The organism is Salinisphaera aquimarina (assembly GCF_042643355.1).
Lineage (GTDB): Bacteria > Pseudomonadota > Gammaproteobacteria > Nevskiales > Salinisphaeraceae > Salinisphaera > Salinisphaera aquimarina.
In genome coordinates this window covers 891,090-908,897 of the sequence record NZ_JBHRSS010000003.1, presented here as the reverse complement: position 1 = coordinate 908,897, position 17,808 = coordinate 891,090, and the positions used below count along the sequence as shown (strand labels likewise).

Below are 17,808 nucleotides of genomic sequence, written 5' to 3'. Positions count from 1 at the left end.
GGGCCGTCAGGCCGCCATCGTCAGCTGCCGGCGAAGGCGGTCAAGGCGTCGCCGGTCAGGCGATAGGTGGTCCACTCCGACTGCGGCCGCGCGCCGGCGGCTTCGTAGAAATCGATTGCCGGCGTGTTCCAGTTCAGAACCGCCCATTCGAAGCGACCGCAATCGCGTTCCACGGCGAGGCCCGCCAGATACTTGAGCAGTGCCTTGCCCGCGCCGCTACCGCGTGCGGACGGCGTGACGTAAAGGTCTTCGAGATACAGGCCCTGTTTCGCCAGCCATGTCGAATAGCTGAAGAAATACAGTGCAAAGCCGATCGGCTGGCCGTCCCGCTCGCAGATCACGGCGGCCGCGTTAGCGCCCGCATGGAACAACGAATGCGCCAGCGTCGCCTCGGTGGCGATCACCTCGTCGGCCGCTTTTTCGTATTCGGCCAGCTCCCGGATGAGTCGCAGGATCAGCGGCACGTCGGCGGGTACCGCCGGGCGGATATTGAAATCGGACATGACAGACTTTGACTAGCAAATCGATGGGTGGCGCGACTGGCGCGTGCGGGTCCGTTCTATTTGGCGAACAGCTGGCCGCGGTCGGCAAAGGCCTTGAACTCGAGCGCGTTGCCACAGGGGTCGAGCAGGAACATGGTGGCCTGTTCACCGGGTTCGCCCTTGAAGCGGACATAGGGTTCGATCACGAAATCGGTATCGCGGGCGCGCAGCCGCTCGGCCAGGGCTTCCCATTCGGCCCATTCCAGTACGATGCCGAAATGCGGGATCGGTACGTCGTGGCCGTCTACCGGGTTGGTATGAGCATGATCCTGGGCCGGGGTCTTCGGATGCTCGTGGATGACCAGTTGATGGCCATAAAAGTCGAAATCGACCCACTGCGCGCTGGATCGGCCTTCGCTGAGCCCGAAGGTCTCGCCGTAGAAACGACGCGCGGCCGGCAGGTCGTGAACGGGGATCGCCAGATGAAAGGGGGACAGTGCCATCGCAACGCCTGTGTCGAAGATCAATGAGCCCGATTGTGAGCGATAAGACCGATGATGGGAAACGCCGAATACGGGTCACTGTGCCACCGCGCCTGGGGCGAGGGAGCCTGGCGGCGGCCGCGGATGAATGGCACCCGCGGCGCCACTACTGCGAAAACGACAGGCCGTCGAGCAAGGCGGCAAGCCGCTGGAAGGCTGCGTCTTGGGTCATCGGCGGCGTCGGATTGTCCGGATAGACTTCCGGGCGCACGCCGCTGACCACGAGATCGATTGCGTAGCAGCGTCCGTGGACGACGCCGCGATAGCTGTGCCGCGACAGGAAATGGCTCATGGCCGCATCGCCGCTGTCCACGCGCTGGAACGGCTCGCCGCCGACGGTCACCGGTATCGGCTGGTTTGCATTGGCTGCCTTCGCGGCCGTCGCCCGGACACAGTCACTGACGGCCTGTGCGCTTTGGCTCGCGCCAAGGCGCAGCCGCGCGTCGAGCAGATGGTTGGATTCGGGCAGCGTCAGCGATAGCAATGCCTGGCCCGCCTGGTCGGCGGGCGCGTCGGGATTCCATCGCTGGGCGAGCAGATAGTCGCTGGAGAAACCTCGACTGGCGGTGAGGTCGGCCGGATAGCGCAGGGTCACGCCATAGGCCGCGTTCGCGTACGACGCGTCATTCGACGGCGTCGTCTCGACAGGCCGCTGCGCTGGCATACAGCCGGCGGCAGCGGCCGTGAGCGCTACGAACAAGACGGCGGCTGACCGATCAGGAATAGCGTTCATGGACACTCCTCCGGCGCGCCACTAGCGCGTGGCGACAATGAACAGCCGTGGAAACGGCAGCAGCAGGCTGCCGTCCGGGAACGGCGTATAGGTTGACTCGAGCGCACTGCGATAGCGGGCCAGGAAAAGCTCGGCTTGCCGTGCGTCGAGCCGGTCCAAAAACGGCCGCAGGGCGCTGCCCTTGAACCATTCCACGATACCGTCCAGTCCGTCGGCCAGTGGATGGTGATAAACCGTGAGCCAGATATCGAGCCGCGTGGTCAGCGGGCGCAGTGTGCGGTAATACCAGGCGGCGTCATGCTGCGGCGCGCGTGTGTCGGCGGCACCGGCGAGCGCCTCGGCCCACGGGGCTTGTGCAGCGAGCTCGCGCATCAGGCGATGGGTCGGCGCGTCGAGATTGTGCGGCATCTGTACGGCGAGTTGGCCGCCGGGCGCGAGACTGTCGATCAAGCGCGGCAGCAGGACGGCATGGTCCGGCACCCAGTGCAGCGCTGCGTTGGACAGGATCAGATCGAAGGGGCCGGTATCGGCCCAGGTTGCGATATCGCCGAGCTCGAAGGCGACGTCCGGCAGGCGCCGGCGGGCCGCGGCGATCATGTCGGGCGAGCTGTCGATGGCGGTCACGCTCGCTTGTGGAAAACGGCCCTGCAGCAGTTCGGTGGAGTTGCCGGGTCCGCAGCCCAGATCGGCGACGCGCGTCACGTCGCGCTCGGCTACACGTGCCAGCAGATCGCCGATCGGACGGTTGCGTTCGTCTTCGAAACGGCGGTATTGCGCAGCCGACCAGCTCATCGGGTTCTCCGGCGGGTGGGCCGACAGTATAGGACGCAGCGCAAGCGAATGCGGCGCGCGAGGTGTCGTGTTTTTCTGTCGTAATCGCGCCTCGAATACGCACAGCATATCGCCGGCCGGCCGCGAGGCCGCTGGATGACTGATATGTCGGTGACAGGCCCGCTAACTGCCCGGGTTGGAGGCAAGCCGTGCCGGGCGCGTTTTTGTTCGCGGCCGAATCGGTCTAGTGATGAACCGCGCGCGGCATGTCCTTGGCAGCGGCGACCCATTTCTCGACCTGGCCTAGACCGGGCAGCCCGCGTACCAGCTTCTTGGCCTCGTTCACCTCGACCATCTTGGCGTGCAGATTTTCGGGTTTGCGCTGGGCCAACTCGGGCACCGAATCGACGCCCGAGGCCTCGAGCAGGTCGGCATATTCCTCGCCGATGCCCTTCACTCGCGCGAGGTCGGCACGATTGGTCCACTTGAGAATCAGCTTGGGGCTGATGCCGCTATCAGCGGCAAGCTTCTTTCGCCCGGCCGCCTTGCCGCACATATCCAGCAACTGCGCCTGGTTCTTGCAACCACAGGCCGCTAGCTTTTCGACGGATGCTGCGCCGATACCTTCGATTTCGCTGAGTTTCGCCATTGTGCTGTCCTTTCGTTGTTCTTGTGTCCCCGACCACTGCAATGCGATAGCGATCGCATGGCATCAATGCCGAAGGTTATCTGAGCTTCAAGACGCTTGTATGTCAAGCACTGCTGTATCTTTTGTCCGTCCGTGCTACGCCCGATCGGCGTGGCGGCGACAGCATGCGAGCCCTTGGCGCATCAGCCTTTGCTCCAGATCCGATGGTGCGACGCGGCCGGCTTGAGGACAGAAAGCTCCGCTGAAGCCGTGTTCGGCCCGATACCTGCGCATGAACGCAAAAGGCGCGTCGCCGCGACTGCGATGCTGCTCAGGCGACGCGCGTGCCCGGCAAGACGCCCGCCGTGTCGGTGGGCGTGATACCAGGCGCGGGCTCAGTCGCCGCTGTAGTCGTCGGGCTCGGCCTGCTCGAATGCTTCGACAAAACGGCTCGACGAAATCAGCGCGAGTGTACGTCGCAGCTCTTGTGCCTGCGTGGCCCCGAAGACCGATTCAAAACGCTGTTGCGCATCTTCCCAGAGCGCAATCGATTGCTCGAGCTTGGCTTCGCCGCGCGCTGTAAGCGACACGCGGCGGGTGCGCTTGTCCTGCGGGTCCGGCGTGATCGTGAGATAGCCATCGCGCTCAAGCGGTTTGATGTTGTGTGCCAGCGCCGAGCGATCCAGCACCAGGGCACGGGCGAGTTCACCCATCGTTGGGGCATCGAGGCGAGAGATCTGGGCCAGCATCGACCGCTGCGTCGAGCGCAGACCGCAGGGTGCGATCACGGCGTCATAGAGCTGGGACACGCGGCGCGAGGCCCGGCGCAGGGCGTGGCCGTTGCAAGGGCTCGGCGCGGGCTGAGCGTCCTCGCTTGCCGACCGCGACGACGCGTCCGGTACGCGCTCTGCGTTTTTTCCTGTCGGCGAGCTCATCAGATCGTTCTCCTGGACGGGCGGTCTCTTGTTGACAAAATATGCATATACAACTAGATACTGCAATATTGGCATATGCATATAAGGCAGTGGAGTGCGCATTCTTGTCGTGGGCGCCGGTTCGACCGGCGGTTATTTCGGCGGCCGGCTACTGCAGGCCGGCCGTGATGTCACCTTCCTCGTGCGGCCCGGCCGCGCGCAACAGCTGCGCGCTCGCGGTCTGGAGATCGTGAGCCCGCATGGCGACATTACCCTCACGCCGCAGCTTCTGTGCGCCGGGGACATCCGCGGCCCGTATGACGTGATTCTGTTGACGGTAAAGGCGTATTCGCTCGCCCAGGCGCTCGAAGACGTCGCTCCGGCGGTCGGCCCGGACACCGTGATCCTGCCGGTGCTTAACGGCATGAAACATATGGGCGTGCTTCGAGCGCGTTTTGGTGGCGACAAACTCGTGGGCTGCGTGTGCATGGTCGCCGCATCCGTCGACGCCCAGGGTCGGGTTATCCAGGACGGCGAACTCCAGCGGCTGAGCTATGGTGAGTTATCCGGCCGACCCTCGGTGCGTATCGCGCGCCTCGATGGCGTCATGCGCGATGCCGGTTTTGACGCGCGCCTGTCATCGACCATCGAACGCGACATGTGGGAGAAATGGGTTCTGCTGGCGACTCTGGGCGGCGTCAACAGTCTTATGCGGGCGACCGTCGGCGAGGTCGTGGCCGCGCCCGGCGGCCTCGATTTCATTCACGCGTTTCTCGACGAAGTGGTGAGCGTGGTGCGCGTGGTCGGCATCCCGCCCGGCGAAGCGTTTCTGGCGACCACGACACGCTTGCTGACCGAGAGGGGCTCGAACAGAACGTCTTCCATGTACCGCGATCTGTGCGCGGGCGATCCGGTCGAGGCGGAGCATATTCTGGGTGATCTCGTCGCCAGGGCGGCCGCCGCGGGCCTGACCGTGCCGCGATTGTCGGCCGCGTTCATGCAGCTGGCGATCTACGAGCGCCGACGTCGGGCCGAGGACAGCACAAACACGGCCGACAGCTGATCCACGACGAGCGGCCGGCTCTGGCCGCGGGCTTTGCGGGCTGTGTTCCTGCCGTTGGGCGGACAACCGGGCACCCGACCCGTTAGGCTGACGCCTGTGAGGATCGTCAACGGAGCACTGTCTTGGAACGGGAAATCGATTGCTGGCTGACCGACATGGACGGCGTGCTTGTGCACGAGCACAAGGCCGTGCCCGGCGCGGCCGAACTGCTGGATCAGTGGCGTGCGCAGGGCAAGCGCTTTCTGGTGCTGACCAACAACTCCATCTATACCCCGCGCGATCTGAGCGCGCGCCTGGCGCGCAGCGGCATTGATGTGCCCGAAGATCAGCTGTGGACGTCGGCGCTGGCGACCGCGACTTTTCTCAAGGATCAGGCGCCCGGCGGCTCCGCGTTCGTGATCGGCGAGGCCGGCATCACCACCGCCATGCACGAGGCCGGCTTCGTGATGACCGACACGTCCCCGGATTTCGTCATTCTGGGGGAGACGCGCTCCTATTCCTTCGAGGCGATCACGCGGGCGATTCGCCTGATCGACGCCGGCGCGCGCTTCATCGTCACCAACCCGGACGTCACCGGCCCGAGCCCGGAAGGGCCGCTACCCGCCACCGGCGCGGTGGCGGCGCTCATCACCAGCGCCACCAAGCGCGAGCCCTATGTGGTTGGTAAGCCCAATCCGATGATGTTCCGCTCGGCCATGAACAAGCTCGGCGCGCACTCCGAGCGCACCGGCATGATCGGCGATCGCATGGACACCGACGTGGTCGCCGGCATCGAGGCCGGCCTGCACACGATCCTCGTGCTCAGCGGCATCGCGACGCGCGCGGATATCGAGCGCTTTCCGTTTCGTCCGCGCGAAGTGCTGGACTCGGTCGCCGATCTGCTCGACTGACGGCATGAACCGCCAAGCGCTGGCAGCCCCGGAGTCATAGGACCTAGCGGGTCGGGTCTGCGACAAGCTAACGTTCCGGCTCGTAGCCGAGATTCGGCCCGATCCAGCGTTCGGCGGTAGCCACGTCCCAGCCCTTGCGCTTGGCGTAGTCCTCGACCTGATCGCGGGCGACGCGGCCGAGCACGAAGTAGCGCGATTCGGGATGGCTGAAATACCAGCCCGACACGGCCGCGCCCGGCCACATCGCCTTGGAGTCGGTCAGCTCGATGCCGGTGTTTTGTTCCACGTGGAGCAATTCCCAGATCGTGTCCTTGCCAGTGTGCTCCGGGCAGGCCGGATAGCCGGGCGCCGGCCGGATACCGGTGTATTTCTCGCCGATGAGCGCGGCGTTATCGAGTGATTCGTCCGGGCTGTGGCCCCAGAGCTCGGTGCGTACATGCTTGTGCAGCCATTCGGCGAAGGCTTCGGCCAGCCGGTCGGCGAGTGCTTCCACCAGGATGGCGTTGTAGTCGTCGTGCTCGGCCTTGAACGCCTCGACGCGCTCCTTGGCGCCGATGCCGGCGGTTACCGCAAAGGCGCCGACCCAGTCCTGTTTGTCGGCATCCGCCGGTGCGACGAAGTCGGCCAGGCTGCGGTTGGGCACGCCCTTGCGGTGTTCGCTCTGCTGGCGAAGATTGTGGATAACGTTGACCGTCTCGCTGCGATCGTCGCTCAACACGTGGATATCGTCGCCCACGGTTTGCGCCGGGAACAGGCCGGCCACCGCGTTCGCGGTCAGCCATTTGTCGTCGACGATCCGCTTGAGCATGGCCTGGGCGTCGTTGAACAGCTTCTTCGCCTCGGGCCCCTTGATCGGATCGTTGAGGATGTCCGGATAGCGGCCGCGCATTTCCCAGGATTGGAAGAAAGGCGTCCAGTCGATTAACGGAATCAGTTCCTCGATCGGGAAATCATTGAGGACATAGAGCGCGGATTCGGTGCCGTCGCCTTCGGGCGCATACGGCGGCGCCTGACGCTCGGCGTATGTCGTGGTCTGCGGCAGCGCCGGGCGCGGCGGCTGGTAGCTGGCCCAGTCGAGCTCGACACGGTTCGCGCGGGCATCCTCCAGGGTCAGGAATTTTTCCTTGCGCTTGGAGGCATGGCGTTCGCGTACCTGGGCGTATTCTTCCTTGAGCTCGGCGGTGAGCTTTTCGCGGCTGTCCTTGCCGGTCATGCGTGCGGCCACCGGCACCGAGCGGCTGGCGTCCTTGACCCACATCACCGCACCGTCATACACGGGGTCGATCTTGACCGCGGTATGCGCCCGCGAGGTGGTCGCGCCACCGATCAGCAGCGGCGTGGTCATCCCGCGGCGCTGCATTTCGGCAGCGACGTTGACCATTTCATCGAGCGACGGCGTGATCAGCCCGGACAGGCCGATCACGTCGGCGTTTTCCTGCTCCGCGGTGTCGAGGATCTTCTGTAGCGGCACCATCACGCCGAGATCGATGACCTCGAAGTTGTTGCACTGGAGCACCACGCCGACGATGTTCTTGCCGATGTCGTGCACGTCACCCTTGACCGTGGCCATGATGATCTTGCCGTTGGACTGGCCCTTGTCGGCGTCTTCCTTCTCTTCCTCGATGTAGGGCAGCAGATGGGCCACGGCCTTCTTCATCACGCGCGCGGACTTGACCACCTGCGGCAGGAACATCTTGCCGGCGCCGAACAGATCGCCCACCACGTTCATGCCGTCCATGAGCGGGCCTTCGATGACATGCAGCGGCTTGTCGGCCGCCAGGCGCGCTTCTTCGGTGTCCTCGACGGCGTAGGTGTCGATGCCCTTGACCAGCGCGTGCTCGAGGCGCTTGTTGACCTCGAATTCGCGCCAGGCGAGATCCTGCTTGTTCTCTTTCGCCTTGCCGTCGCCGCGATACTGCTCGGCCAGATCCAGCAGGCGCTCGGTGGCATCTGCGCGCCGGTTCAGCACGACGTCTTCGCAGGCCTCGCGCAGCTGTTCGGGAATATCGTCGTAGATCTCGAGCTGGCCGGCGTTGACGATCGCCATGTCCAGCCCGGCAGGAATGGCGTGGTAGAGAAACACCGAGTGCATCGCCCGGCGTACGCCTTCGTTACCGCGGAAGGAGAAGGACACGTTCGACAGCCCGCCGGAAAAATGCGCGTGCGGGCAGACTTCCTTCACGCGCCTGATCGCGTTGATGAAGTCCACGCCGTAGTTGTTGTGTTCCTCGATGCCGGTGGCGATGGCGAAGATATTGAGATCGAAGATGATGTCTTCGGGCGGGAAGTCGAGCTTTTCGATCAACAGCTTGTAGGCGCGCTCGGCGATCTCGACCTTGCGATCCTCGGTATCGGCCTGGCCGTCTTCGTCGAAGGCCATGACCACCACGGCCGCGCCGTAGTCCAGACAGGCCTGGGCCTGTTCCAGGAACTTCTCGACGCCTTCCTTCATGGAGATGGAGTTCACCATCCCCTTGCCCTGAATACATTGCAGCCCGGCTTCGATGACTTCCCATTTGGAGGAATCCACCATCACCGGCACGCGGGCGATGTCGGGCTCGCCGGCGATCAGGTTGAGGAACTGGCGCATCGCAGCGACCGAGTCGAGCATGCCCTCGTCCATGTTCACGTCGATGATCTGGGCGCCGTTGTCGACCTGGTCGCGGGCCACCGCCAGTGCCTTGTCGTACTGCTCATCCTTGATCAGACGACGGAACTTGGCGCTGCCGGTGACGTTGGTGCGTTCGCCGATGTTGATGAAGTTGGCTGTTGAGGTCATAGGAAAAGTTATCCGCAGATGGACGCAGATTTACGCAGATGAAGAGCGATGCTGTTCATGTGAGCGTACGAGACGGCGATGCTGGAGCCGTGTCTGTCCGAAGTTGAGTATGAGCGCGCGATTGAAACGCGTTGCTCTGAGATAGTTTCAGTACCTGGGCATCGTCGCGAGTGGTCAGATGATTGATTGCTTTGATCTCCACGATGACGCTTTCGAAACAGATGAAGTCAGCGCGATAACGACAGTCGAGAAGCTGCCCCTTGTATTCGATTTCAAGGCCGCGTTCCCGAACAAAAGGAATGTCGCGCTCGCCAAATTCGAATGCCAGCGCCTGCTGATAAACGAGCTCCAGAAATCCGGTTCCCAGCGTTTGATGGACTTCTATCGCAGCGCCGATGATTCGGTAACTCTCCGGGTCTCTTTCATCCATTCTTCAAATCTGTGTCTATCTGCGTTCATCTGCGGATAAATTGCCTGTGTTCAGGCCGACGCGGTAAACGGCTCTAGCCCCGACAGGCGCATGGCGCGCTTGATCTCGGGGCGCTTGCGCGGGGCCTTGCCGGCTACGGCCTCGGCGATCGCGGCGATATGTTCGGGCGTGGAGCCGCAGCAGCCGCCGGCCATGTTGAGCAGGCCCGATTCAGCCCATTCGCCGATATGCTCGGCCATTTCGTCCGGCGTGAGATCGTACTCGCCGAATTCGTTGGGCAGGCCGGCGTTGGGATAGGCGTGCGTATAGCAGGGCGCAATTCGCGATATCTCGGCGACGTATTCACGCAGCAGATCGGGGCCGAGCGCGCAGTTCAGGCCGACCGTGAGCGCTTTGGCATGGGCGATCGAGTTGTAGAACGCCTCGGTGGTCTGGCCGGACAGCGTGCGCCCCGAGGCGTCGGTGATCGTGCCGGAGATCATCAACGGGATATCCACGCCGCGCTCGCGCATGAGCTTGCGCACGGCATAGATGCCCGCCTTGGCGTTGAGCGTGTCGAAGATGGTTTCCAACAAAATGATGTCCACGCCGCCGTCGAGCAGCGCGGCGGCCGAGGCGCCGTAGGCGGCGGCCAGTTCCTCGAAGCTGGTGTTGCGCTTGCCGGGATCGTTGACGTCTGGCGAGATCGAGGCGGTGCGGTTGGTCGGCCCGATCACGCCGGCCACGAAGCGCGGCTTGTCGGCGGTCGCGTATTCCTTGGCCACGTCGCGCGCGACGGCGGCCGCGGCGCGGTTCATCTCGTCGGCCAGATCCTCCATGCCGTAGTCCGCCTGGGCGATGGTGGTCGCGGAGAAGGTGTTGGTGGTGAGGATGTCCGAACCGGCGGCCGCGTACTGAGCGGTGATCTCGCGGATCAAGTCCGGATTGGACAGGGTGAGCAGGTCGTTGTTGCCCTTGAGATCCGAATCCCAGTCGGCGAAGCGCGCGCCGCGGTACTCGGCCTCGTCCGGGTCGTGGTTCTGGATCATCGTGCCCATGGCGCCGTCGAGCACCAGAATACGGTCGCCCAGCGCGGTTATCAGGTCGGTCATCGCGAGTCACCCGGCAAAATCAGCCCACTATTGTATCCGCTTATCCGGATAGGCAGAAAACGGCGATGCGTTATGGCGTCTGGCATCACCGTGTCCAGCGTGTCCCAATACGGTGGCCGGGCGGCTCATGGCCCTTGCGCGGCGCAGTTGACGCAGTGATGTGGCCTATCTACGCTTGCCTTGCCACAGGTGTCCTGCGAGCTGACTTTGATGTCGGGTTGCCGGATTAAACGGGAAGCCGGTGCGTCGAAGTCTCGCGATTTCGGCCAGGCCGGCGCTGCCCCCGCAACGGTAGGCGAGTCGGGATCACGCGTGATGAATCCTCGAGAGGGATTATCGGCGTGGTCTGCGGCGTGACTGCATGGAGTCACTGGATTCGGGAACGAGGGTTTTCGATCCGGGAAGGCGCAGTCACGCGACGCAAGTCACTCGTGAGTCCGGAGACCGGCCTGAGGTAGGGGAGGTCTGGTGTCGCGGCGGGCGATGAACGACGGGTTGGGGGAATCGATGGTGGGCGAGTTGTGTTCACCGCGCGTGCTGTCCGCGTGATCCCGCCGGTTTTTCTTGTCTTCGTTATCCGCGGTCCGGGCTTCGACATCATGTCGGGCGCACGGGTGAGTGCGCTGTTGCTCGAGAAAAACCAATGAAGTTCTTTGTTTTTACCGGTGCGCTGCTATCGAGCGCGTCTTTCGGCCTGCATGCGGCGCCTATCGATGCGGCTTCGCCGCAGGGCCTGGACGGCATCGTGGTCACGGCCACCCGGACGCCGCTGGCGCGCAGCAACACGCTGGCCGCCACCACCGTCATCACCCGCGAGCAGATCGAACGCACCCAGGCGCGTTCGGTCACCGAGCTGCTGGCGCGCGCGCCTGGCATCGATGTTGCCAGCAGCGGCGGACCCGGCAAGCTGACCTCGATCTTCATGCGCGGCACCGAGTCCGATCACGTGCTGGTGCTGGTCGACGGTGTGCGCTACGGCTCCGCGACCAGCGGCATTCCGGCGATCCAGGATCTGCCGGTGGGCCAGATCGAGCGTATCGAGATCGTGCGCGGCCCCAGATCGTCGCTGTACGGATCGGATGCGATCGGCGGCGTCATCCAGATCTTCACCCGTGACGGCTCCAATGTGGCCGGCAGTGGCCCGCAGCCTTATTTCAGCGCCGGGGCGGGCACTTACCACAGCTACGACGGCCAGGCCGGCGTGTCCGGACGCACCGAACGCGGCCACTATAACCTGAGCATTTCCGGCGAGAACACGGACGGCTTCGACTCCTGCAGCGGACGGCCGTTCGGCGCGCCCGGCGGCGGCGCGGGTTGTTTTGCCGACCAGGCCGACGAAGACGGCTATGCACGGGCGGCCGGCTCGTTCAATGGCGGCTATCGCTTCGACAACGGCCTTACGGTAAACGGCCATTACCTGCGTGCGGACGCCGACAACGAATACGACGGCACCACCGCCAACCAGTCCGATATCATCCAGGAAGTCTACGGCGTATCGCTGGCCGGCCGGCTGGCCGACCCGTGGACCACGACGCTGGAGCTGGGACGTAGCCGCGACAGCACCGACGATACGCTTAACGGCACCTTCGCCAGCGATTTCGAGACCGTGCGCGATACGGTGAGCCTGCAGAACGATATCGTGCTCGACGCGCACAACACGGTGGTGCTCGGGCTCGATTACCGCCGCGAGGAAGTCGCCAGTTCGCTCGTGTTCGAGCAGACCAAGCGCGACAACAAGGGCGTGTTCGGCCAGTATCTTGGCGACTACGGCCGTCATCATGTCCAGTTCGCCGCCCGGGGCGACGACAACGAGCAGTTCGGCGAGCACGCCACGGGGTCGGCCACCTACGGCTTCGATCTCAGCGATGTCTATACCGCGACCGCGTCCTTCGGCACCGCCTTCAAGGCGCCGACCTTCAACGAGCTCTATTATCCGAGCTTCCCCGGATTCGCGCCGTCGTCCAACCCGGATCTCGATCCGGAAGAGTCGAAGAGCTACGAACTGGGTCTGCAGGCCACACCCGACTGGGGCCAGTGGTCGCTGCACGCCTATGAAACCCGGGTCGACGATCTGGTGGCCCTGGATGCGGTGTTCACCCCGCAGAACATCAGCGAAACCCGCCTGCGCGGCGTGGAGGGTGATATCGCCACCCAGCTTGGCGCCTGGACGATCAGCGCCAACGCCAACTGGCTGGACGCAGAGAACCGGGCGGACGGCCCCAACCGGGGCAACGACCTGCCGCGCCGGCCGGGCTACAGCGCACAGCTGGACGTGGATCGCGCCCTCGGTGCGTTCAGCGCGGGGGCGAGCCTGTTCGCGGCCGGCTCGCGTTATGACGATCTGGCCAACACCCGCCGGCTGGACAGCTATCAGCTCGTCGACCTGCGCGGCGGCGTCGAGTTCGCGCCCGACTGGCTAGCGCAGGTGCGACTGAGTAACCTGTTCGATGAAGACTACGAAACCGTGGCCTTTTATAATCAGCCCGGTCGCAGCGTATACCTCACGCTGCGCTATCAGCCGTAAGCGAGACACCCCATGCAGTCGTTGACCATCAAACAGCAGAGCCTGATCGCCGCCGCACTCGCGCTGTTCATGATCCTCACGCGCAGCCCCGGCGTGCCGGGCACCGAACTGCTGCACAGCGGTTCCTGGGCGGTGTTCTTCGCCGCCGGCGTGTATCTGACGTCGGCGCTGGCGCTGCCCGCCCTGCTGCTGCTGGCGTTCGTACTCGACGCGATGGCGCTGGGGTGGAGTGGTGTGAGCGCCTATTGCTTCACCCCCGCCTACGGCATGCTCATTCCCGCCTACGGCTGTCTCTGGGCCGCCGGCCGCTGGTATGCCGGTCAGCATCGTTTTGCCATGCGCACGCTACTGCCGCTGGTCGCCAGCGCGTTGATCGCTGCCATAGCCTGTGAAGCGTTCGCCAGTGGCGGCTTCTACTGGCTGTCCGAGCGTTTCGCCCAGCCCAGCCTAGGCGAGTTCATGGCACGCGAAGCCCAGTATTTCCCGGCTTATCTGGCCACTCTCTTGTTCTGGATCGGCGCAGGCGCGCTGATTCATGTCGGCGTGGTGACCGCGCGCAGTGGTGCCGCCTCCGACGCGGCCTCCTCCTGAGCCGGTCGGCGCGGCCGGGGCGCGCAGACACGCGGGTGCCGGCATGAAGAAAGCGCGGGTCTATACCCGGACCGGCGACGAAGGCAGCAGCCAGCTGCTCAGCGTGGGCCGCGTGCCCAAGGATCATCTGCGCCTGACCGTCTACGGCGATGTGGATGAACTCAACAGCGTCATCGGCCTGGCTATGGCGTTTGAGCCGGCCGCATCGCTGGCGCAGCAGCTGGGCGCGATCCAGAACACGCTGTTCGTGCTTGGCTCGCAGATCGCGGTGCCCAGGCCCGATGAGGTCGGCTTTCCAATCCCGAGCCTGGTAGCCGACGACACCGTGCAGCTGGAAGGCTGGATCGATGCCATGGACGCCGAGCTCACGCCGCTCAAGAACTTCATCCTGCCGGGCGGCACCCGCGCGGCCAGCCAGCTGCACGTGGCACGCACCGTCTGCCGGCGCTGCGAGCGACATCTGCAGAGCCTGAATCAGGCCGAAACCGTACCCGCGCCGGCACGAACCTATGTCAATCGCCTGAGCGATTATCTGTTCACCGCCGCCCGCTACGACAACCAGGCCAACGGCGTGGCCGATATCGGCTGGACCTCGCGCGACTGACTACGCGGGTTCGTGAGCCGCGTCGGTGGCCGGGCATTCATGCTTGCGCTCGCTGCGGTCGATGATCGACGCACCCACGAGATCCCCGGTCACGTTGAGCGCCGTGCAGCCCATGCCGACCAGCGCATCGATCGAGGTCAGCAGCGCGACCGTCTCGATCGGCAGCCCGATCTGGGTGAACACGGTCGCGATCATGATGATGCCCGCGCCCGGTACTCCGGCGGTGCCGATGGTGGCGAGCGTGCCGATGACCACGATCTCGATCATCTGCATCAGATCCAGCGGCGTGCCCACCACGTTCGCGGCAAATACCGCGGAAATCGCGATCCGTATCGCGGCCCCGTCCATGTTGACGGTTGCGCCCAGTGGCAGGCTGAAGCCGTAGATGCGCCGGGCCAGCCCCATCCGGCGGGCGGCATCCAGCGTGAGCGGCAGCGTGCCCGAGCTGCTCTGGGTCGCAAAAGCGGTGACGATCGGGGTCCGCGCGTGTCGGAAGAACGCGCCCGGTCGTACGCGAAACAACAGCATGAACAGCATATACAGCCCGGCGTGCACGAACAGGGCGATATAGAGCACGATCACCATGCGCCCCAGCGAGAAGATCGTGTCCGTGCCTTGCTCGCCGACAGTCTTGGCCACGATCGCGAAAATGCCGATCGGCACGTACTGCAGAATGCCGCGCATGATCGTCATGGTGGCCTCGTTGAAGCCTTCCACCATCGTCAATACATGGTCGGCGGCGCTGCGATGCTCGGCGGAGCGGCGCATCAGCAATAGCGCGATCCCGAACACCATCGCAGTGAAGATGATGCCGAGCAGATTGAGCTGGGTGAACGCGGTGAAGATGTTGTCCGGCACGATGGAGAGCAGCACGTTCGCCACGCCCGGGTTGGCGGGGACGTCGAAGCCGCCGGCGCCCTCCAGCGTCATGCCGCTGCCGGGCGCGAACAGCGTGGCGACGGCAATGCCGACGACGATCGCCAGCGCCGAGGTCAGCACGTAATAGCCGAAGATCTTGCGGCCGATGCGCCCCATGCTGCCCAACTCACCCTGATTGATGCCCACGACGAGCGTGCACAACACGATCGGGATGATCAGGAACTTGAGCAGGCGCAGCAGCAGTTCGCCCAGCGGCGCCAGGATCGCCGCCTGATCGCCGAAGACCAGGCCCACGACCACGCCAAGCACGAGCGCGATGGAAATCTTGAGGACCAGCGAGGCGCCGGCGTAGTGCTGCCAGAGTGTCTTCATGGCCGGGCGAAAGGGCTATTCACGATAAGGCCCAGCATAGTCGATTGCACCCTGCCTCCTCTCGCTGACCGTTGGGAGAACAGCTGACGGGCTCGTGGCGCACGGTGTCCTGATTCGGGCACGCGAAGACCGGGCGATCCGCCGATAACGGATCGCCCGAGACGCGCACGGCAAGGTTCAAAGTCCTAGTTACGCTCGTAGGTGCCGATCAGCCGTTCCATGCCCAGCAGGTGCGGCTCGGTCTTTTCGAGCAGGTCGGCCAGGCTCAGGCCGGCGGGCAGATCCAGCGCCTTGTCGAATGCCAGAACCCAGAAATAATAATGATGCACGCCGTGGCCTTCGGGCGGCATGGGGCCGCCGTAGCCCTGCTCGCCGAAATCGTTGCCGCCGACCGTGCCGGTGTCCACGCCCTCGGCGAGTTCGGTGGTCGAGGCCGGCAGGTTGTAGAGCACCCAGTGCACGAAACCGTACATGCCGTTCTGCACCAGCGGGGCGTCCGGGTCGTGGCAGACCACGGCGAAGCTCTGAGTACCTTCGGGCGGGTTGGTCCAGGCCAAGGCCGGCGAGATGTTCTCGCCCTCGGCGCTGTGCTTGGCCGGGATCTTGCCGTGCGCGGAAAAGGCGCTGCTCTCGAGTTTCATCTCGGTGGGGGCGAATGCCATGCTGAATCCTTGGTGGAAATGACCTGTGCAGCGTAACCCGGGGCGGTAGTGTGTGGGCAATACAGCGGCCATTTTTGTACCATTTGTCGACAGTGAACGCCGCCGGTCATCCGGGTCGGCGAAACGCCACAAGATGGATCGTCTCATGCATATTCGCCATGCCACCGACGCGGACTGGCCGGGGCTCTGGGCCATCATCGAGCCGGTCTTCCGGGCCGGCGAGACCTATGCGATCGCCACCGATATCGATGCCGCCGCGGCCCGGCGCTACTGGGTCGGGCAGCCGGCGGCGACATTCGTGGTCGTCGACGGGGATGGCCTGCTGCTGGGCAGTTATTTCATCAAGGCAAATCAGCCGGGCCCGGGTGATCATGTCTGCAACTGCGGCTATATCGTGGCCGAGACAGCGCGCGGGCGCGGTGTGGCCGGCGCGCTGTGCGAGCACAGCCAGGCCGAGGCGGTACGCCGCGGTTTTACGGCCATGCAGTACAACTGCGTCGTGGCCAGCAACGCCGGCGCGATCCGCCTTTGGCAGAAGCTCGGTTTTGCCATCGTCGGCACGCTGCCCGGGGCGTTTCGTCATCCGCGCGAGGGGCATGTCGATGCCCATGTCCTGTACAAGACGCTCGCCGCGCCGCGGCACGAGTAACATGAGCGCGCCTCTCGCTCCGTGGAACGCCGATGCCGGATAACCTGACCAAACTGCTCAGCGACGCCGTCGAAGCGCCGCACCGCCTGCCCTGCGCCGCCGCCATGGCCGCGCATGAGAAGGGCGTGCTGTTCGAGTACGCGGGCGCGTCCGAGCCGAGCGGGATCGATTGCAACTCGATCTTCTGGCTCGCCTCGATGAGCAAGGCGGTCACCGCGACCGCGGCCCTGCAACTGGTCGAGCGCGGCGTGCTCACGCTCGACACTCCGGCCGGCGACTGGGTGCCCGAACTGGCGGCGCCGGTTATTCTCGAAGGCTTCGGCGACAACGGCCCGATCCTGCGCCCCGCGCGGCAGGCGATCACGCTGCGCGATCTGCTCGCCCATACGTCGGGTCACGGCTATGCCTTCGGCAGCGATGCCCTGGGTCGTTACGTGAAACAGGCGGGGCTGCCGCCGCGCAGCAGCGGCACGCGCGCCTCCTACAATCTGCCGCTGCTGTTCGAGCCGGGCAGCGACTGGCACTACGGCATCGGCGTCGACTGGGCGGGCGCGGTGATCGAGGCCGCGAGCGGTCAGCCGCTGGATACCTATCTGGAGGAACACGTCCTCGCGCCGCTGGGCATGGCCGATACCGGCTTCACCCTGGACACGGCACAGGCTGCGCGCCGCGCGCCGATGAGCCGGCGCGACGAGGACGGTCGGCTCGAGCCCATGACCATGCTGGCGCCGACCACGCGCCCGGAGTTTGTTTCCGGCGGGGGCGGCCTGTACGGCACGCCCCGCGATTTTCTGTGTTTTCTGCGCATGCTGGCGGGCGGCGGCGTGTTCGAAGGCCGGCGGATTCTCGCGCCCGAGAGCGTACAGACGATGCAGCAGAATCAGATCGGTAATTATCGTGGCGGCTGGATCACCTCGGCCCAGCCGCGCATCACCCGGGATTTCGATCTGCTGCCGGGCATGGCGCAGAAATGGGGACTGGGTTTTGCCATCAACCCCGAGCGCAGCGCCGAAGGCCGGAGTGCGGCCAGCGTCGGCTGGGCCGGGCTGGCCAACAGCTACTACTGGATCGACCGGGCACGCGCCAGCTGCGGCCTGTTCATGACCCAGATCCTGCCGTTTGCCGATCCCGAGGCGCTGGCGCTTTTCCGCCGTTTCGAAACGACGATCAACACGAGGCTCGACGGGTGCGCTGACTCTTAGCC

At 64.8% G+C, this 17,808-nt stretch carries 16 protein-coding genes, 2 pseudogenes and 1 riboswitch; of the genes and pseudogenes, 7 read left to right on the top strand and 11 right to left on the bottom strand.

Annotated elements, in window-relative coordinates; all coding sequences use genetic code 11:
* Positions 1-20: 20 nt before the first annotated feature.
* The 6 genes from ACFOSU_RS07685 to ACFOSU_RS07660 all read right to left on the bottom strand — a co-directional run bounded on the left by ACFOSU_RS07685 (position 21) and on the right by ACFOSU_RS07660 (position 4,091).
* Positions 21-503 carry a GNAT family N-acetyltransferase gene (locus ACFOSU_RS07685; protein ID WP_380688115.1) on the bottom strand — a complete coding sequence of 161 codons (483 nt, stop codon included), beginning with the start codon at positions 501-503 and terminating at the stop codon, positions 21-23.
* 56 nt (positions 504-559) lie between these two features.
* Entirely contained in the window at positions 560-985 is a 426-nt protein-coding gene (locus ACFOSU_RS07680; protein ID WP_380688113.1) for a VOC family protein, read from the bottom strand.
* A gap of 145 nt (positions 986-1,130) precedes the next feature.
* Positions 1,131-1,757, bottom strand: coding sequence for a hypothetical protein (locus ACFOSU_RS07675; protein ID WP_380688111.1), 627 nt, complete (start codon positions 1,755-1,757; stop codon positions 1,131-1,133).
* Between the two features lie 21 nt (positions 1,758-1,778).
* Positions 1,779-2,549: a trans-aconitate 2-methyltransferase gene (tam, locus tag ACFOSU_RS07670; RefSeq protein ID WP_380688109.1), complete on the bottom strand. Its 771-nt coding sequence runs from the start codon at positions 2,547-2,549 to the stop codon at positions 1,779-1,781.
* A gap of 223 nt (positions 2,550-2,772) precedes the next feature.
* Positions 2,773-3,177, bottom strand: a complete 405-nt coding sequence (locus ACFOSU_RS07665) for a DUF4332 domain-containing protein (protein ID WP_380688108.1) — start codon at positions 3,175-3,177, stop codon at positions 2,773-2,775.
* Positions 3,178-3,551: 374 nt separating this feature from the next.
* Positions 3,552-4,091 carry a MarR family winged helix-turn-helix transcriptional regulator gene (locus ACFOSU_RS07660; protein WP_380688106.1) on the bottom strand — a complete coding sequence of 180 codons (540 nt, stop codon included), beginning with the start codon at positions 4,089-4,091 and terminating at the stop codon, positions 3,552-3,554.
* 94 nt (positions 4,092-4,185) lie between these two features.
* Between ACFOSU_RS07660 and ACFOSU_RS07655 the strand changes: the two genes are divergently transcribed.
* Positions 4,186-5,133, top strand: a complete 948-nt coding sequence (locus ACFOSU_RS07655) for a ketopantoate reductase family protein (RefSeq protein WP_380688104.1) — start codon at positions 4,186-4,188, stop codon at positions 5,131-5,133.
* A gap of 122 nt (positions 5,134-5,255) precedes the next feature.
* Positions 5,256-6,023 (top strand): HAD-IIA family hydrolase, encoded by a 768-nt coding sequence (locus ACFOSU_RS07650; RefSeq protein WP_380688102.1) that lies wholly within the window; start codon positions 5,256-5,258, stop codon positions 6,021-6,023.
* A 67-nt stretch (positions 6,024-6,090) separates the two neighbouring features.
* Here the strand turns inward: ACFOSU_RS07650 and metH are convergent.
* The 3 genes and pseudogenes from metH to ACFOSU_RS07635 form a co-directional block, all read right to left on the bottom strand.
* A pseudogene (gene metH, locus ACFOSU_RS07645) lies at positions 6,091-8,802 on the bottom strand (methionine synthase); the annotation flags it as partial.
* A 55-nt stretch (positions 8,803-8,857) separates the two neighbouring features.
* Entirely contained in the window at positions 8,858-9,232 is a 375-nt protein-coding gene (locus ACFOSU_RS07640; protein WP_380688099.1) for a GxxExxY protein, read from the bottom strand.
* A 68-nt stretch (positions 9,233-9,300) separates the two neighbouring features.
* Positions 9,301-10,323, bottom strand: a pseudogene (locus tag ACFOSU_RS07635) (homocysteine S-methyltransferase family protein); the annotation flags it as partial.
* A gap of 170 nt (positions 10,324-10,493) precedes the next feature.
* Positions 10,494-10,790, top strand: a riboswitch (cobalamin riboswitch).
* Positions 10,791-10,966: 176 nt separating this feature from the next.
* Here ACFOSU_RS07635 and btuB point away from each other — a divergent pair.
* From btuB to ACFOSU_RS07620, 3 genes are read left to right on the top strand one after another with little or no spacing between them, the layout of a single operon-like run.
* Entirely contained in the window at positions 10,967-12,847 is a 1,881-nt protein-coding gene (btuB, locus tag ACFOSU_RS07630) for a TonB-dependent vitamin B12 receptor (RefSeq protein ID WP_380688095.1), read from the top strand.
* 12 nt (positions 12,848-12,859) lie between these two features.
* On the top strand, positions 12,860-13,438 hold the full coding sequence (locus ACFOSU_RS07625; protein WP_380688093.1) for a hypothetical protein: 579 nt from the start codon (positions 12,860-12,862) through the stop codon (positions 13,436-13,438).
* 43 nt (positions 13,439-13,481) lie between these two features.
* Positions 13,482-14,042 carry a cob(I)yrinic acid a,c-diamide adenosyltransferase gene (locus ACFOSU_RS07620; protein WP_380688091.1) on the top strand — a complete coding sequence of 187 codons (561 nt, stop codon included), beginning with the start codon at positions 13,482-13,484 and terminating at the stop codon, positions 14,040-14,042.
* Here ACFOSU_RS07620 and ACFOSU_RS07615 read toward each other — a convergent pair whose 3' ends face one another.
* Positions 14,043-15,293: a dicarboxylate/amino acid:cation symporter gene (locus ACFOSU_RS07615; RefSeq protein WP_380688089.1), complete on the bottom strand. Its 1,251-nt coding sequence runs from the start codon at positions 15,291-15,293 to the stop codon at positions 14,043-14,045. It abuts the gene before it with no gap.
* A gap of 185 nt (positions 15,294-15,478) precedes the next feature.
* A complete protein-coding gene (locus ACFOSU_RS07610) occupies positions 15,479-15,955 on the bottom strand; it encodes a YbhB/YbcL family Raf kinase inhibitor-like protein (protein ID WP_380688087.1) in 477 nt (158 codons plus the stop codon).
* 145 nt (positions 15,956-16,100) lie between these two features.
* Between ACFOSU_RS07610 and ACFOSU_RS07605 the strand changes: the two genes are divergently transcribed.
* Positions 16,101-16,604: a GNAT family N-acetyltransferase gene (locus ACFOSU_RS07605; RefSeq protein ID WP_380688085.1), complete on the top strand. Its 504-nt coding sequence runs from the start codon at positions 16,101-16,103 to the stop codon at positions 16,602-16,604.
* A gap of 32 nt (positions 16,605-16,636) precedes the next feature.
* Positions 16,637-17,806, top strand: coding sequence for a serine hydrolase domain-containing protein (locus ACFOSU_RS07600; protein WP_380688083.1), 1,170 nt, complete (start codon positions 16,637-16,639; stop codon positions 17,804-17,806).
* The last annotated feature ends 2 nt before the right edge of the window (positions 17,807-17,808 follow it).

What these genes read in the sequence shown, in the direction of transcription:
- tam (WP_380688109.1), bottom strand. Translation starts at nt 2,549, where the DNA reads ATGAGCTGGTCGGCTGCGCAATACCGCCGTTTCGAAGACGAACGCAAC.
- ACFOSU_RS07685 (WP_380688115.1), bottom strand. Translation starts at nt 503, where the DNA reads ATGTCCGATTTCAATATCCGCCCGGCGGTACCCGCCGACGTGCCGCTG.
- ACFOSU_RS07625 (WP_380688093.1), top strand. Translation starts at nt 12,860, where the DNA reads ATGCAGTCGTTGACCATCAAACAGCAGAGCCTGATCGCCGCCGCACTC.
- ACFOSU_RS07600 (WP_380688083.1), top strand. Translation starts at nt 16,637, where the DNA reads ATGCCGGATAACCTGACCAAACTGCTCAGCGACGCCGTCGAAGCGCCG.
- ACFOSU_RS07675 (WP_380688111.1), bottom strand. Translation starts at nt 1,757, where the DNA reads ATGAACGCTATTCCTGATCGGTCAGCCGCCGTCTTGTTCGTAGCGCTC.
- ACFOSU_RS07660 (WP_380688106.1), bottom strand. Translation starts at nt 4,091, where the DNA reads ATGAGCTCGCCGACAGGAAAAAACGCAGAGCGCGTACCGGACGCGTCG.
- ACFOSU_RS07605 (WP_380688085.1), top strand. Translation starts at nt 16,101, where the DNA reads ATGCATATTCGCCATGCCACCGACGCGGACTGGCCGGGGCTCTGGGCC.
- ACFOSU_RS07615 (WP_380688089.1), bottom strand. Translation starts at nt 15,293, where the DNA reads ATGAAGACACTCTGGCAGCACTACGCCGGCGCCTCGCTGGTCCTCAAG.
- btuB (WP_380688095.1), top strand. Translation starts at nt 10,967, where the DNA reads ATGAAGTTCTTTGTTTTTACCGGTGCGCTGCTATCGAGCGCGTCTTTC.
- ACFOSU_RS07640 (WP_380688099.1), bottom strand. Translation starts at nt 9,232, where the DNA reads ATGGATGAAAGAGACCCGGAGAGTTACCGAATCATCGGCGCTGCGATA.
- ACFOSU_RS07680 (WP_380688113.1), bottom strand. Translation starts at nt 985, where the DNA reads ATGGCACTGTCCCCCTTTCATCTGGCGATCCCCGTTCACGACCTGCCG.
- ACFOSU_RS07610 (WP_380688087.1), bottom strand. Translation starts at nt 15,955, where the DNA reads ATGGCATTCGCCCCCACCGAGATGAAACTCGAGAGCAGCGCCTTTTCC.
- ACFOSU_RS07665 (WP_380688108.1), bottom strand. Translation starts at nt 3,177, where the DNA reads ATGGCGAAACTCAGCGAAATCGAAGGTATCGGCGCAGCATCCGTCGAA.
- ACFOSU_RS07620 (WP_380688091.1), top strand. Translation starts at nt 13,482, where the DNA reads ATGAAGAAAGCGCGGGTCTATACCCGGACCGGCGACGAAGGCAGCAGC.